The following is a 15,157-nucleotide window of genomic DNA, read 5'->3' as shown; positions in this document are numbered from 1 at the left end:
AAATTCGTCAATTGCTGAAAAACCTGAAACGTGATGAGTCGGTAAGCCTTGGCCGCCGATTACTGAATCATGCTTTAGGGAATGGTCGAAAACTGTCTGATATTCCTGAAGAAAATATCAAACATGAACTGGATCGCATGAAGCTGGCGACGCTGGATGATTTGCTGGCGGAAATTGGCTTGGGTAATGCAATGAGTGTGGTGGTGGCTAAAAACCTGCTAGGTGACCCATCCACACTGGCAACTTCTGGCACACGTAATCTGGCAATTAAAGGTGCCGATGGTGTCCTGATTACCTTTGCCAAGTGCTGCCGTCCTATTCCGGGTGACCCCATTATTGCCCATATCAGTCCGGGTAAAGGCTTGGTTATCCATCATGAATCCTGCCGTAATATCCGTGGCTACCAGAAAGAGCCTGAGAAGTTTATGGCGGTTGAATGGGATCAAGAGACTGAGCAAGAGTTTATTGCTGAAATAAAAGTCGATATGTTTAACCAGCAAGGTGCCCTGGCAAATCTGACCGCTGCGATTAATGCGGCGGAATCTAATATTCAAAGCCTGAATACTGAAGAGAAAGATGGCCGGGTATACAGCGCCTTTATTCGCCTGACTACTCGTGACCGAGTCCATCTGGCTAACATTATGCGTAAAATTCGTATCATGCCAGATGTGGTCAAAGTCAGCCGTAACCGTAATTAACGCCTATGAATCCTCAACGCTATGCGCGGATTTGTGAAATGCTTGCGACCAGGCAGCCGGACTTAACGGTTTGCCTGGAAGAAGTACATAAACCTCATAATGTATCCGCGATTATTCGCACTGCTGATGCCGTCGGTATTCATCAGATTCATGCGATTTGGCCTACCCCTGCAATGTACACTCGGCTCTCTTCGGCTGCCGGTAGCAACAGTTGGGTTCAGGTAAAAACACACTCTCATATTACCGATGCCATTACTCATCTGAAGTCGCAGGGTATGCAAATACTCGCGACTCATCTGTCTGATAAAGCAGTAGATTTCCGTGAAATTGATTATACCCGCCCAACCTGTATTTTAATGGGGCAGGAAAAAACTGGTATATCTAAAGAAGCCTTGGCCATGGCAGATAAAGACATCATTATTCCGATGATCGGAATGGTGCAATCACTGAATGTATCAGTCGCTTCAGCGCTAATTTTATATGAAGCGCAGCGCCAACGGCAGAATGCCGGTATGTATCAGCGAACTCAGAGTCTTTTGTCAGAAGATGAGCAACAGCGGCTATTATTTGAAGGTGGCTACCCGGTGCTGGCGCAAGTGGCTAAACGTAAAGGGCTTCCTCAGCCTTATATTGATGAGCAGGGTCAGGTTATTGCCGATACGCAATGGTGGTCTGCCATGCAATCCACGGAGTCTTAAATGAGAGGCCGCCTACTGGATGCCGTACCCCTCAGTACACTTTCCGGTGTTGGCGCAAGTCAGGCTGGAAAGCTGGCGAAGATGGGGCTGGAAACCATTCAAGATCTGTTGCTTCACCTTCCGTTACGCTATGAGGATCGCACCAGGTTATACCGAATTGGCGATCTGTTGCCCGGACTGTCGGTCACTGTTGAAGGTGAAGTTCTCCGTTCAGATATCAGTTTTGGCCGCCGCCGTATGATGACCTGCCAAATCAGCGATGGTAGCGGTGTGCTTACCCTGCGCTTTTTCAACTTCAATGCCGCGATGAAAAATAGCTTATCTCCAGGCAAGCATGTGATTGCCTATGGTGAAGCTAAACGGGGTAATACCGGCCCAGAAATCATTCATCCAGAATATCGGGTGCATGGCGAAAATATTGGTGTTGAATTGCAGGAGTCATTGACCCCCGTTTACCCCACCACGGAAGGCATTCGTCAGGCAACGCTGCGTAAACTGATTGATCAAGCACTGGCGATGCTGGACTCCAGTGTTATTGCCGAATTGCTACCGATTGAATTAAGCCGCTCGCTGATCAGCTTGCCAGAAGCTATTCATACTTTGCATCGTCCACCAGCAGATATTCAACTAGCTGATTTAGAGCAGGGCAAACATCCCGCACAGCGGCGCTTAATAATGGAAGAATTGCTAGCCCATAACCTCAGCATGCTGGCAGTCAGAGCGGGAGCGCAGAGCTATCGGGCGCTACCACTGTTACCCGAAGAACAACTTAAACGACGTTTTCTTGCGGCATTGCCCTTCACGCCAACCCATGCCCAGCAGCGGGTCGTGGCGGAAATCGAACAAGATATGACGCATAACTTCCCTATGATGCGGCTGATTCAAGGGGATGTGGGTTCTGGCAAAACACTGGTTGCCGCACTGGCTGCTCTGCGCGCTATTGCGCACGGTAAGCAGGTTGCATTGATGGCGCCGACTGAATTACTGGCTGAACAACATGCGAATACTTTCCGCCAGTGGCTGGAGCCTTTAGGTTTGGAAGTTGGCTGGTTGGCTGGGAAACAAAAAGGCAAGGCGCGCCTGGCACAACAAGAAGCTGTCGCTAGCGGCCAAGTCTCTATGGTCGTGGGGACTCACGCCATGTTTCAGGAACAAGTACAATTCTCTGGATTAGCTCTCGTTATTATTGATGAGCAGCATCGTTTTGGTGTTCATCAGCGGCTCGCGTTATGGGAAAAGGGCGAGGAGCAAGGCTTCCATCCGCACCAGTTGATTATGACCGCAACGCCAATTCCCCGAACATTGGCCATGACTGCCTACGCAGACCTTGATACCTCAGTAATCGACGAACTGCCACCGGGTAGAACTCCGGTCACGACAGTGGCAATTCCGGATACCCGCCGCAGTGATGTTATTCAACGGGTCAAAAATGCCTGTTTAGAAGAGGGGCGGCAAGCTTATTGGGTTTGTACCTTAATTGAAGAATCTGAACTGTTAGAAGCTCAGGCTGCTGAAGTCACCTGCGAAGAGCTGAAAATCGCCTTGCCGGAGATTAAAGTCGGTTTGGTTCATGGACGGATGAAAGGGCCAGAAAAACAGGCTGTTATGTTGGCCTTTAAGCAAGGTGAATTGCAATTACTGGTTGCCACCACAGTCATTGAAGTTGGGGTTGATGTTCCAAATGCCAGTTTGATGATTATCGATAACCCAGAGCGATTAGGATTAGCGCAATTACATCAGTTACGTGGCCGTGTTGGCCGTGGTGCTGTCGCTTCACACTGTGTTTTGCTGTATAAAACGCCGCTGAGCAAAACAGCTCAAATGCGTTTGCAAGTGTTGCGCGACAGTAATGATGGTTTTGTTATTGCTCAGCGGGATTTGGAAATACGTGGCCCCGGCGAGCTCTTAGGCACACGTCAGACCGGCAGTGCCGAGTTTAAAGTGGCTGATTTACTGCGTGATCAGGCAATGATCCCAGAAGTACAACGAGTGGCTCGCCACCTACATCAACAATATCCCGAACATGCGCAGGCATTGATTGAACGCTGGCTACCAGAGCGAACGCGTTATACAAATGCTTGATGAATAAAGGGCGGATAAAACCGCCCCTTAATACTATCAACTTACAACAGAATTACCTTACAACAGAATTATCCCACTATTGCTGGGAAGATTGGCAGTAACAGATATAGCTTAATCACGATCACATTGACGATATCAATAAAGAACGCACCAACCATTGGTACCACCAGGAAGGCTAAATGCGATGGGCCGAAACGGTCAGTAATGGCCTGCATATTGGCAATAGCCGTCGGTGTCGCGCCTAAACCGAAACCACAATGCCCCGCCGCTAACACTGCCGCATCATAGTTTTTGCCCATCAACCGATAAGTAACGAAGATAGCGTACAGTGCCATCGCCAATGCCTGTACCGACAGAATCACCAACATCGGCAATGCCAATGACGCCAACTCCCACAGCTTTAAACTCATCAAAGCCATTGCCAGGAACAGTGACAAACTGACGTTACCCAGCACCGAGACTGCGCGATCAAACACTTTATAGAAGCCAATTGCCGATAGCGAGTTACTGAGAATAACCCCGACGAATAACACACAGACAAAGGTCGGTAATTCAAACATCGTGCCCTGCAACCCAGCAGAAATCACTTGGCCAAGCATGAGGCAAATTGCGATCATGGCGATAGTTTCGGTCAACACCAATGAGGTGATCATGCGGCCAGCAGAGGGTTTTTCAAAAGCGGAAGGGACTTCGCTATCCTCTGGGGTACCATCTGGTGTGGAAGAGTGTTTTACTAAATAGCGAGCCACCGGGCCGCCAATCAACCCGCCCAGTACCAGACCAAATGTTGCGCAGGCCATAGCCACTTCGGTTGCATTTTCAAAGCCATAGCGCTCAACAAACACTTTACTCCACGCCGCCCCCGTGCCGTGCCCACCTGATAATGTAATTGAACCGGCTAATAAACCCATTAGCGGGTCTAACCCCATCAGTTTCGCGAGAGCAATACCAATCGCGTTCTGCATCAGTAGCAGGCCGACGACCACAAAAACAAATACACTCAAGGCCTTGCCGCCGGCACGTAAACTGGCCAGGTTGGCATTCAAGCCGATGGTTGCAAAGAATGCCAGCATCAAGGGATCTTTCAGCGACATATCAAAACTGATTTCCCAACCGAGGGTCTTTTGCATCAGCAGCATCATAAAAGCCACCAGCAGACCACCTGCAACCGGTTCAGGAATGGTGTACTTTTTTAGAAAAGGGACAGTTTGTACCAGTTTTCGGCCTAACAATAAAACCAAACAGGCCGCGACTAGCGTGCCATAGGTATCGAGATGAAACATCTTGGTACTCCATGCGATTGAAATATCGAATAAAAATATGACGTTAGACAGTTCCTTAATAAACGCCAAAGCAGTAAGAGGAGGGATTAGAAAAAAAAATGCCCCTAATTACAAGTTTAGTAAAAGAAAAACATGAACAAGCATGGGTATAAATATTTAAAAAAATGCAGCGCAACCGATTGCTTTTGTGAAGCGGATCATTAAAATGCCCTCTTTGCCGATCCGGGAATGCCACTCCATGTCTACGCAATCCGCCGAACTTGATACACCACAGCAGGCAACCACTCGCCCCAGCGAATTAATTTATCGTTTAGAAGACCGCCCTCCACTCGCGCAAACACTGTTTGCCGCATGCCAACATCTATTGGCTATGTTTGTCGCGGTAATCACCCCAGGCTTACTGATTTGTCAGGCGCTAGGGCTACCAGCAGAAGATACTCAACGTATTATTAGCATGTCACTGTTTGCTTCTGGTCTGGCATCTCTGCTGCAAATTAAAACCTGGGGGCCGGTTGGCTCTGGCCTGTTATCCATTCAAGGCACCAGTTTTAACTTTGTTTCTCCACTGATTATGGGCGGTTTGGCACTGAAAAATGGCGGAGCGGATATCCCAACCATGATGGCAGCCCTGTTCGGTACCTTGATGGTCGCATCTTGTACTGAAATTATATTGTCCCGTTTCCTGCATCTGGCGCGGCGCATTATCACCCCACTGGTATCCGGTATTGTGGTGATGATTATCGGCCTGTCATTGATTCAGGTTGGGCTGACATCTATTGGTGGCGGTTATGGTGCGATGAGCGACCATACATTTGGTTCACCTAAAAACCTCATGTTGGCGGGCGCAGTACTCGTGGTCATTATCTTATTAAACCGCCAGCGCAACCCGTATCTACGTGTCGCCTCACTGGTTATCGCCATGGCTGTGGGCTATCTGTTAGCGTGGACGCTGGGTATGCTGCCCGAAAGCCGCCCTGTCGTTGACACCGCACTGATCACCATCCCGACGCCGCTATACTATGGCTTATCTTTTGACTGGAACCTGCTGGTGCCATTAATGCTTATCTTCATGGTGACCTCACTTGAGACCATCGGGGATATTACGGCGACCTCGGATGTATCAGAGCAACCCGTTCATGGCCCGCTGTATATGAAGCGCTTAAAAGGTGGTGTTTTGGCGAATGGTTTGAACTCCATGCTATCAGCCGTGTTCAATACCTTCCCTAACTCCTGCTTCGGCCAAAATAATGGGGTTATCCAATTAACCGGTGTTGCCAGCCGCTATGTGGGTTTTGTTGTCGCACTGATGCTGATTGTACTGGGCCTGTTCCCAGCCGTCGCAGGGTTCGTACAACATATCCCAGAGCCTGTGCTGGGTGGTGCCACTCTGGTGATGTTCGGAACAATTGCCGCTTCCGGTGTGCGTATTGTGTCACGCGAAACCCTTAATCGTCGCGCGATTATGATTATGGCGTTGTCATTAGCGGTCGGGATGGGTGTGGCGCAGCAACCACTGATTCTGCAATTTGCACCAGATTGGATCAAAACCCTGCTTTCTTCCGGGATTGCTGCCGGTGGTATTACTGCCATCGTACTTAACCTCATCTTCCCACAAGAAAAATAATCTTTGCGTTAACACGTCGTTGAAATGGCCGGTCGTAAATGACACCGGCCATTTTTTTATGCTGCGATAACTGATTGTCTATTGAGCTAATGGACGATTTGCGGCATAAACAGAGTTCCGTATACAGACAGGCGTGGAAATACCGGATGAAATTTCTCGGGAAAGTGCTGCTAACGTTATTACTGCTACTAGTGCTGTCGATAGTGCTGTGCTATGTACTGCTTCAGACCAGTTGGGCTGCCGGTTGGCTAAGCCGCTGGGTGAGTGATAACAGCGAATATCGCCTCTCTCTGGGGAAAATAGATCACTCATGGTCCCAACCTGGGCAAGTCAGCTTTACTGATGTCACACTAGGACGGGCCAAGCAACCCGCGTTTCTTATTGCCCAGCAGGCCGTATTGGGTCTGAGTTGGCGGCAACTGACTGAGCCTCGTCATTTTCTCAGCCTTAATTTGCAAAATGGGAGCTTAACGCTCAATAACAGCACCTCACCGTTACCCTTGCAGGCTGATACTTTGAGGCTGACCAATATGGCGCTGAATACCACTATTGAACCGCAAAATAAGGCAGACCAGTGGAAAGTGACAGGTCAGCAAGTCACTGGTGGATTGATCCCTTGGCAGCCACTGCCCGGTAATAGCCTGGGTGAAAATGCTCAATTTCAGTTTAGTGCTGGATCTTTGACTATTAATGGCATCACAGCCGAAAAACTTTATCTACAAGGCTCAATACAGAAAAATACCCTGACTTTGAGTAATTTTGGGGCTGATATTGCGCAAGGGGAACTGACTGGGAATGCCAGTCAATCAGCTGACGGAAGTTGGCTGGTCGACCGCCTGCGCTTGAGTAATATCCGTCTACAAACTCCCGCGTCATTAGAAGATGTCTGGAATACATTTTTACAGCTCCCTCCTATCACACTAAAACGATTTGATTTAATTGATGCGCGTGTTGAAGGGAAAAACTGGGCATTTAATGATTTAGATCTCACGCTGAAAAATATCACGTTTAAGCAAGGCGACTGGCAAAGTGACGAAGGCGAATTATCCCTTAATGCTGGTGACATTATTAAAGGTAATATTCATCTGATTGACCCAATCGCGACATTTACATTGTCAACGCCTGGGGTGGCAATCAATCAGTTCTCCACTCGTTGGCTGGATGGTCTGTTAAGAACTCAAGGTAACTGGCTGCGTGATAGCCACCGCCTACAACTCGATGAGCTAACACTGGTGGCACTGGTTTATACTCTACCCACAGACTGGAAGCAGCAATGGCAACAAACTCTGCCAAATTGGTTGTCTGAGGTCTATATCAGTAAGTTGAATGCTAACCGTAACTTATTGATTGATATCAGCCCGGACTTCCCGTTCCAAATTACGTCGCTGGATGCTGCGGGGACTAATTTGCTGCTGGCTAAAAATCACCAATGGGGAATGTGGTCCGGCTCATTGATGCTAAATGCTGGGAATGCGACTTTTAATAAAAATGATGTCCGTCGCCCATCATTGGCTCTGAGCGCCAATGAACAGCAGATTACGGTTAGTGATTTAAGTGCGTTCACCAAAGAGGGGTTACTGGAAGCCACCGCTACTATTGATCAAACACCTGGCAGAGCGTTATCCCTTGCGCTGACAGGCCGATCTGTCGACCTTAATATCTTACAAAACTGGGGCTGGCCAGCCTTACCGTTACAAGGGCTTGGTAATCTGAAATTACGGATATCAGGTAATCTGACAGCAGATAAGCCATTGAAACCCACCATTAATGGCTCTCTACAAGCCACTGACAGCCACGGGCAGCAAGTTAATCAAACTATGCAAAACGGCGAGGTGCATGGCGTAGCGGGGCAGTAAGCGAACATAAACAGTGCTTCCAAGCTTTGTTAGCAATGACTCTGAACACAAACCGCCGATCACGTGAAATAGAACGTAATCGGCGTAAAGAGACGTCTATATAAGGGGGAAAGACTTAGAATATTCGAAGAAACTTTGAGGAACATAATTACTAATTTTATTTTCATAGTAATAGTCCACTATTTGCCGCTTGCTGGAGACACCGGCTTTTCTGTAGATGTTTTGAATAATATTGCTGATTGATCTAGGTGATAAGTGAAGTTTTCTGGCGATATCTTTACTTGAGAATGAGTGCAAAGTATAAAATAACACTTCCCATTCTCTTTTGGTGAATAAATCTGATGGTGGAGTGAATATAAGTGATGTAGGTATTGTTATCTTAGTTAGACGAGACAGAATGATATCCTCCACTGGTCTTACATGGAAAATAATACCCTGAGACACCCCATTTTCATCTATTAACGGATATTTATCACAAAAATTAGGTTTTAAATATGAAAGCCCATCCCACTCATGTATTTCAACTGAAGTTATCCGCTCCTGCGATAACTCTACCTTACGGTCATGGGCCTGAAACTCCATTTGAAACGCGGCTGTTGGTGAAGGTAATTCGCTATCTAATCGCCCTTCCAAATTATATTTTTCTGATAATCCCAATAATTTATGATGTCGAGCATTTGAATAAATAAATCTTGACTGATTATCTCTTATTCCCCAAGGCTCTGAACTGCGCTCCCAAAATCTTATCATTATTTCCAGTTGGTTCTTCAGCACGTTATCCATATTATATTTTCCTGTTACATTGATATTATCCTTCCATTAATGGGAATGAACCTGAGTATTCGAAGAAGCTCTGAGGAACATAGTTAATGATCTTATTTTCATAACAATAATCCACCATCTGTTGTCGCCTGGAAACAACAGCCTTCTTATATATTTTCTGTGTGATATTATCGACTTTTCTGGAGGATAAATAGAGTTTCTTCGCAATCTCTGTACTTGAGAATGAATGCAGGATATAAAATAACACCTCCCACTCTCTTTTTGAAAACAAATCTGATGGCGGAGTTAAAATGAGTGATATAGGTATTTTTATCTTATTTAAATATGTTAATACTACATCCTCTACTGGTCTACCATGACAAATAACACCTTGAGACACCCCGTTTTCATCCATAAGTGGATACTTATCAACAAAATAAGGCTGATAGTATGAACGCCCATCCCATGCATGTATTTCAACCGAGGTTATACGATCTTGCAGTAGCTTAACCTTACGGTCATGCTCCTGATATTCAGGTTGGAATTCTGATATTGGGGTAGGAAGCTCACCATCTGTTCGTCCTTCCATATTAAACTTATCAGGTAAAGCTAATAGCCTATGTAATCTATTATTTGCATAAACATATCTTGATTGATTATCTTTTACCCCCCAAGGTTCAGAGCTATTTTCCCAGAATCTTATGAGTAATTGAAGTGAATTGAATAGTGATGCTTCCATTGTACCTCCTATTTAAACTTTCCTTATTCTTCTAATAATGCTACATCCACGATAATCGATAAATCTACTTGGCCATATTTCTTGTGGCGTAATCCCGATCGCTTCTGCGATGATCATTTCACCCTTGGGCCACGGACGTGTTAATGCATTAGCCAGTGTTCCTGAAGATAGACCACTGTCTCTTGATAATGCTGAAAGTGAACCTTTCCTTTTACGTATAGCAGCTAATATTTCTTGTCTATGCCAATCTTTATTCATTTAAATTCTCCTTATTTATAAGGTTACAAATATCATTCAATTAAATTGTATAATCTAAAAATTAAACTCCCATACTAATATTAAACAATATATTACTCGTTAATATTCTAAAATTAACATTGGCGGTGAGTGATTAAATAACTATTCCCGCATATAGTCCAGTGTATTATTTACTCTATTTACTGCTTTATATATTGGGAAAGAATTTAAGAAATAAATCTGAAACATTATAGAATACATATATCATCGTATTTATATTAACTAAAGAAAGGAATATATAATTCACCAAACTACCCGCTCATGGGTTATTAATGAACGGGCATAATAAAAATTAGTTAACCCCATCACTGTCAACATCGACGGGTAGGACCATATATGTTCCTGAAAACACCGCACCGGCCTCTTCATTACCAAATAAATTTACATCCAGCTGTACTCTGGCACGACGGCCACGGGCCAATCTATCCAAATCGCCACTGAGCGAACTTAACTCTGCCACTGCTCTTGGCCGCCCGGTAACAGGTGCACTGTAGCGAATATGGGCATCAGCAAGAATAATAGTGCCTCCTAAATGGCGCTCGCGCAGTAATAGCCAAATCAAGCCCCAGCCCGTCAGGGTCGCCAATGAGAAAAGACTGCCAGCAAATAAGGTATGGTGTGGATTCTGATTACCGGCTTCCGGCATGGTTGTGACAAAGCGCTGGCCAGTATATTGACTAATGCGCACACCCATTTTTTCGCTCAATGGAATATGGTCGTACCAGGCTTGCTGCAACTGACCACACCAATCAGGGCGGTGCAAAATATCATCCATGGTCACAACCGGCTTAATCATTAAGAAATGACGAACAGGCGTGGTTTGCGGGGCGGTTATCTCTCCCTGACTGACGAAACCTAACTTGGCAAAGAAATCGACAGCATCTTCACGGGCGCTACACACCACCCGCTTTACCCCTTCCTGACGCGCCACTGACTCTAATGTCATTGCAACTAACGTCCCTAACCCCTTTGATCTCACTGATGGGTCTACCGCCAGAAAGCGAATAGCAGCCTCGTTATCGGCATTGATATATAAGCGGCCAATAGCAACAGGTTTACCCTGCTCATCCACCACCATTTGGTGATGGGCCATTGCGTCATAAGCATCTTTTTCAGAACCTATCGGTTGATGTAGCGGCTTGCGTAACATTTCCCAACGAAATTGATAATAATCTTTAAGTTCTTGTTCTGTTGTGGGCACACGCAAGTGATACATAGGAGCATTCTCTCGTTAAAATTATTAATAAAATCTGTGGCATAATCCTCAATCTTGAACAAAGTCCTGTCTCTAAACTTGTAACCAGAACGTCACTGGGCCGTCGTTTACCAGGCTAACTTTCATATCCGCTGCAAATAATCCCGTTTCCGTTTTTACACCATGCTCGTGACACTGGGCAACAAAATACTGATAAAGCCTGTCAGCTTCTGCTGGAACTGCTCCACGAGAAAAACTAGGTCTCATGCCCTTTTGGGTATCGGCAACCAGTGTAAATTGTGAAACCACCAGCACACTGCCCCCAGCTTGCTGAACATTCAGGTTCATTTTGCCGTTCTCATCACTAAAAACCCGGTAACCCAGTACCTTTTCACATAAGCGCTGTGCTTTTTGCTCGGTATCCTGCTGTTCAACACCGAGTAATATCAGTAACCCTGGTCCTATCTCGCCCACCACTTCCCCATCAACCACGACATTGGCGCTAAGCGCCCGTTGAATCAACGCAATCATAATGCCTTACATCTCCTGACTTTGACCCGGGTTCTTCTCTGTGATGGCCTGATGGCGTTGCGTGCGATACTCACCCAAGGTGACCGTAATCTCTGCTCCCAACAACACAATGCACCAACTCCAATAAACCCAAAGAAATAAAATTGGGATAACGGCCAGTACCCCGTAAATCAGCTGATAAGACGGAAACAGAGTGATATACATCGTGAATCCTTTCTTACCCAACTCAAAAAATAATGCGGCAACCAGCGCGCCGATAACGGCATCTCGTGCCGGCACCCTAACGGTTGGCACCACACTGTACAATAACCAAAATGAAACCCAGGAAATCAGCAACGGAAATAGCCGCAATGTTTCATCTATCATGCTGTCTACCTGGGCATTTGCCAGCCATTGCAATGACAGTAGATACGAGCTGATCACCATACTGGCCCCGACAAGAATTGGCCCTAATGTCAGTACCATCCAATAAACGGCAAATGAAAACACCAGTGACCGGTGAACCTTACTGCGCCAGATAATGTTGAGCACACTGTCGACGGAATAAATTAACAACAGCGCTGTCACAATCAAACCGCAGGTGCCCACCACGGTCATGCGGTTTGAGTTGGCAACAAATTGCTCAAGATAGTTTTGGATGATATCGCCAGTTGCAGGCATAAAATTGGCAAATATGAAGGCTTTCAATTTTATACTGATGTCAGCAAACATCGGAAAAGCTGCAAACAGAGCAAAAATCACCGTGACCAATGGCACAAGAGAAAGTAATGACACATACGCCAGATGCCCAGCCAGCATGGTTAAACCGTCTTTATCTATTCGGGTGTAAAGCATTCGCCCGAACGTAATGTAGGGTTTTAAAGATGCAGATAAGCGAAAACGCAGAAAACTCGCCATGTTTATCTCTCAATCAATACCGGTGTTTAGGCTATGGGCTAGCGTGATGTTTAAGGCTAACCCATTAACGCCTTGAGCAAGAACTTATCAGGAAAAATAAGCTGGAATAACCTTTCGGTCGGTGACGTGGATACCAGTAATGCCCTCGATTCTGGCAGCAACAATATTCGCCTCAACATCATCAAAGAACACTGCTTGTTCTGCCGGAATGTTCTCTGCACTCAGCACATGCTGATAGATTCTGGCTTCAGGTTTGCGCATTCCCAAATCTTGCGACAGATACATATGATCCGCAGCAGCAGCAACTTCGGGATAATGCTGTGGCCAATAATTGCAATGTAGGCGGTTAGTATTAGATAGCACCACCACTCGGTGCCCTTCGGCCCGCAACTTTTGCATGATCGAGATGACTTCGGGGCGTAAAGCCACAAACACCGCCTGCCAACCTTCGGCAAACTGTTCGAAACTCAACGATAGCCCCATTTCGTCACTTAGCTGACGGGCAAAATCCTCATCGCTGATTTCACCGCGCTCATGCTGCTGGAAGACCTCTCCCATCGTAAAGCGCTCACTCAGTGTAGCCAACGGAACACTGCTTAATTTACTCCAGACACCCAATACGCGTTTGAAGTCGATATCAACAATCACATTCCCTAGATCAAAGATATACAGCATGGCGCTCTCCCAATTAGATGGTGAGTTTTACTGTAACGGGAAAAAAGAAAACTGAACAGAGTGAGGGAGAAAAAGGAGGGGTCGGTCAGGAAAAATAATATTTTTTGCCGTAAATCAATATAGCAAACAGATTTCAAATTGCAGGAAGGTGGCAAAGGATAGAACTCAGGGCGCTTTTCGCGCCCTAAGTATCAATGGAACCAAGAAGAATTAATCTTCTTTAGGACCACGACCTGCACGCTTACGATCGTTTTCCGTCAGGTGACGCTTACGGATACGGATAGATAGCGGGGTCACTTCAACCAATTCATCGTCATCGATGAATTCCAGAGCCTGTTCCAGAGTTTTCTTCAGGAAAGGAACCAGAGTGGTTGCTTCGTCAGTACCCGATGCACGCATGTTGGTCAGTTGCTTACCGGTCAGGCAGTTTACAGTCAGGTCATTAGAACGTGAGTGAATACCGATGATTTGGCCTTCATACACTTCTGTACCATGACCGATGAACAGCTTGCCGCGGTCTTGCAGTTTGAACAATGCGAACGCAACAGCTTTACCCTGACCGTTAGAGATCAGTACACCGTTTTGGCGCTGGCCGATATCGCCTGGACGCACATCATCATAGTGACTGAATGTGGAGTACAGCAGGCCTGTACCAGAAGTCATGGTCATGAACTCAGTACGGAAACCGATCAGACCACGAGCAGGGATCAAGTAGTCGAGACGCACACGGCCTTTACCATCTGGATCCATGTTTTTCAGGTCAGCTTTACGCTCACCCATGGCTTGCATGACTGAACCCTGGTGCTGTTCTTCGATGTCCAAGGTCACGTTTTCAAACGGCTCTTGTTTGCGGCCATCAATTTCACGGACGATAACTTTAGGACGGGAAACCGCCAGCTCGAAACCTTCACGACGCATGTTTTCGATCAGAACCGACAAGTGCAGTTCGCCACGGCCAGATACGCGGAATGCATCAGCATCTTCGGTTTCTTCAACACGCAGCGCCACGTTATGAATCAACTCTTTGTTCAGGCGGTCAAGAATCTGACGTGAAGTCACATACTTGCCTTCTTTACCACAGAACGGAGAGGTGTTAACGCAGAAATACATGCTTACGGTTGGCTCATCAACTGACAGTGCTGGCAAAGCTTCAACAGCAGTAACATCGCAAATGGTATCAGAGATGTTCAACTCGCCCAGACCGGTGATGGCAATGATATCGCCAGCTTCAGCCTCGGTAGCTTCAATACGCTCCAGACCCATGTGAGTCAGAACTTTACCAACTTTGGCGTTACGAGTTTTGCCTTCGCTATCAATGATAGTGATTTGCTGGTTAGGCTTAACTTTACCGCGTTTGATACGACCGATACCGATAACACCAACATAGTTGTTGTAATCCAACTGAGAGATCTGCATCTGGAACGGTGCTTCAACCTCAACTTGTGGCGGAGACACATGGTCAACAATAGCTTGATACAGCGGGGTCATGTCTTCCGCCATATCATTGTGGTCATTACCCGCGATACCCATCAATGCAGATGCATAAATGATAGGGAAGTCCAGTTGTTCGTCGGTTGCATCCAGGTTGACAAACAGGTCGAACACCTGATCCACAACCCAGTCAGGACGCGCGCCCGGACGGTCAACTTTATTGATTACCACGATTGGTTTCAGACCGTTAGCGAAAGCTTTTTTGGTCACGAAACGGGTCTGCGGCATCGGGCCATCCATTGCGTCGACAACCAGCAGCACAGAGTCAACCATAGACATTACACGCTCAACTTCACCACCGAAATCGGCGTGTCCTGGGGTATCCACGA

General features: G+C 46.4%; 14 protein-coding genes. 5 read left to right on the top strand and 9 right to left on the bottom strand.

Annotation, left to right across the window (positions count from 1 at the left end):
• The 3 genes from ACNSO8_RS09935 to recG all read left to right on the top strand — a co-directional run.
• The coding region (locus tag ACNSO8_RS09935) for an ACT domain-containing protein (RefSeq protein ID WP_418394500.1) at positions 1–698 on the top strand (698 nt) is incomplete at its 5' end.
• A gap of 5 nt (positions 699–703) precedes the next feature.
• The gene (trmH, locus tag ACNSO8_RS09930; RefSeq protein WP_026017939.1) at positions 704–1,396 is read left to right on the top strand and encodes a tRNA (guanosine(18)-2'-O)-methyltransferase TrmH; all 693 of its coding nucleotides are present in this window, start codon (positions 704–706) and stop codon (positions 1,394–1,396) included.
• Complete coding sequence (gene recG / locus ACNSO8_RS09925; RefSeq protein ID WP_019080332.1) at positions 1,397–3,478, top strand: ATP-dependent DNA helicase RecG; 2,082 nt, start codon at positions 1,397–1,399, stop codon at positions 3,476–3,478.
• A gap of 68 nt (positions 3,479–3,546) precedes the next feature.
• Here recG and gltS read toward each other — a convergent pair whose 3' ends face one another.
• The gene (gltS, locus tag ACNSO8_RS09920; protein ID WP_019080333.1) at positions 3,547–4,761 is read right to left on the bottom strand and encodes a sodium/glutamate symporter; all 1,215 of its coding nucleotides are present in this window, start codon (positions 4,759–4,761) and stop codon (positions 3,547–3,549) included.
• Positions 4,762–4,999: 238 nt separating this feature from the next.
• On the opposite strand from gltS, the gene ACNSO8_RS09915 reads away from it, so the two are divergent.
• Positions 5,000–6,385, top strand: coding sequence for a uracil-xanthine permease family protein (locus tag ACNSO8_RS09915; RefSeq protein ID WP_046049948.1), 1,386 nt, complete (start codon positions 5,000–5,002; stop codon positions 6,383–6,385).
• 146 nt (positions 6,386–6,531) lie between these two features.
• Positions 6,532–8,241 carry an AsmA family protein gene (locus tag ACNSO8_RS09910; RefSeq protein WP_418394499.1) on the top strand — a complete coding sequence of 570 codons (1,710 nt, stop codon included), beginning with the start codon at positions 6,532–6,534 and terminating at the stop codon, positions 8,239–8,241.
• A gap of 96 nt (positions 8,242–8,337) precedes the next feature.
• Here the strand turns inward: ACNSO8_RS09910 and ACNSO8_RS09905 are convergent, their stop codons facing one another.
• The 8 genes from ACNSO8_RS09905 to typA all read right to left on the bottom strand — a co-directional run.
• On the bottom strand, positions 8,338–9,024 hold the full coding sequence (locus ACNSO8_RS09905) for a helix-turn-helix transcriptional regulator (protein WP_418394498.1): 687 nt from the start codon (positions 9,022–9,024) through the stop codon (positions 8,338–8,340).
• A gap of 25 nt (positions 9,025–9,049) precedes the next feature.
• Positions 9,050–9,742 carry a PAS domain-containing protein gene (locus ACNSO8_RS09900; RefSeq protein ID WP_046049945.1) on the bottom strand — a complete coding sequence of 231 codons (693 nt, stop codon included), beginning with the start codon at positions 9,740–9,742 and terminating at the stop codon, positions 9,050–9,052.
• Between the two features lie 12 nt (positions 9,743–9,754).
• Positions 9,755–10,000 (bottom strand): helix-turn-helix domain-containing protein, encoded by a 246-nt coding sequence (locus tag ACNSO8_RS09895; protein ID WP_019080338.1) that lies wholly within the window; start codon positions 9,998–10,000, stop codon positions 9,755–9,757.
• Positions 10,001–10,331: 331 nt separating this feature from the next.
• On the bottom strand, positions 10,332–11,255 hold the full coding sequence (gene fabY, locus ACNSO8_RS09890; RefSeq protein ID WP_019080339.1) for a fatty acid biosynthesis protein FabY: 924 nt from the start codon (positions 11,253–11,255) through the stop codon (positions 10,332–10,334).
• A 72-nt stretch (positions 11,256–11,327) separates the two neighbouring features.
• Positions 11,328–11,765, bottom strand: coding sequence for a D-aminoacyl-tRNA deacylase (gene dtd / locus ACNSO8_RS09885; RefSeq protein WP_019084377.1), 438 nt, complete (start codon positions 11,763–11,765; stop codon positions 11,328–11,330).
• A gap of 6 nt (positions 11,766–11,771) precedes the next feature.
• A complete protein-coding gene (locus ACNSO8_RS09880; RefSeq protein ID WP_019080341.1) occupies positions 11,772–12,662 on the bottom strand; it encodes a virulence factor BrkB family protein in 891 nt (296 codons plus the stop codon).
• An 87-nt stretch (positions 12,663–12,749) separates the two neighbouring features.
• A complete protein-coding gene (gene yihX / locus ACNSO8_RS09875) occupies positions 12,750–13,337 on the bottom strand; it encodes a glucose-1-phosphatase (RefSeq protein ID WP_005175743.1) in 588 nt (195 codons plus the stop codon).
• Positions 13,338–13,547: 210 nt separating this feature from the next.
• On the bottom strand, positions 13,548–15,157 hold a 1,610-nt coding region (gene typA, locus ACNSO8_RS09870; RefSeq protein ID WP_418394497.1), incomplete at its 5' end, for a translational GTPase TypA.

The organism is Yersinia sp. LJYL362 (assembly GCF_048323875.1).
The sequence above is the reverse complement of the archived record's forward strand: the minus strand, read 5'-3'. Positions and strand labels throughout refer to the sequence as shown.

Excerpts from the sequence above, each read along its gene's own strand:
- trmH (WP_026017939.1), top strand. The coding sequence starts at position 704 with ATGAATCCTCAACGCTATGCGCGGATTTGTGAAATGCTTGCGACCAGG.
- recG (WP_019080332.1), top strand. The coding sequence starts at position 1,397 with ATGAGAGGCCGCCTACTGGATGCCGTACCCCTCAGTACACTTTCCGGT.
- gltS (WP_019080333.1), bottom strand. The coding sequence starts at position 4,761 with ATGTTTCATCTCGATACCTATGGCACGCTAGTCGCGGCCTGTTTGGTT.
- ACNSO8_RS09915 (WP_046049948.1), top strand. The coding sequence starts at position 5,000 with ATGTCTACGCAATCCGCCGAACTTGATACACCACAGCAGGCAACCACT.
- ACNSO8_RS09910 (WP_418394499.1), top strand. The coding sequence starts at position 6,532 with ATGAAATTTCTCGGGAAAGTGCTGCTAACGTTATTACTGCTACTAGTG.
- ACNSO8_RS09905 (WP_418394498.1), bottom strand. The coding sequence starts at position 9,024 with ATGGATAACGTGCTGAAGAACCAACTGGAAATAATGATAAGATTTTGG.
- ACNSO8_RS09900 (WP_046049945.1), bottom strand. The coding sequence starts at position 9,742 with ATGGAAGCATCACTATTCAATTCACTTCAATTACTCATAAGATTCTGG.
- ACNSO8_RS09895 (WP_019080338.1), bottom strand. The coding sequence starts at position 10,000 with ATGAATAAAGATTGGCATAGACAAGAAATATTAGCTGCTATACGTAAA.
- fabY (WP_019080339.1), bottom strand. The coding sequence starts at position 11,255 with ATGTATCACTTGCGTGTGCCCACAACAGAACAAGAACTTAAAGATTAT.
- dtd (WP_019084377.1), bottom strand. The coding sequence starts at position 11,765 with ATGATTGCGTTGATTCAACGGGCGCTTAGCGCCAATGTCGTGGTTGAT.
- ACNSO8_RS09880 (WP_019080341.1), bottom strand. The coding sequence starts at position 12,662 with ATGGCGAGTTTTCTGCGTTTTCGCTTATCTGCATCTTTAAAACCCTAC.
- yihX (WP_005175743.1), bottom strand. The coding sequence starts at position 13,337 with ATGCTGTATATCTTTGATCTAGGGAATGTGATTGTTGATATCGACTTC.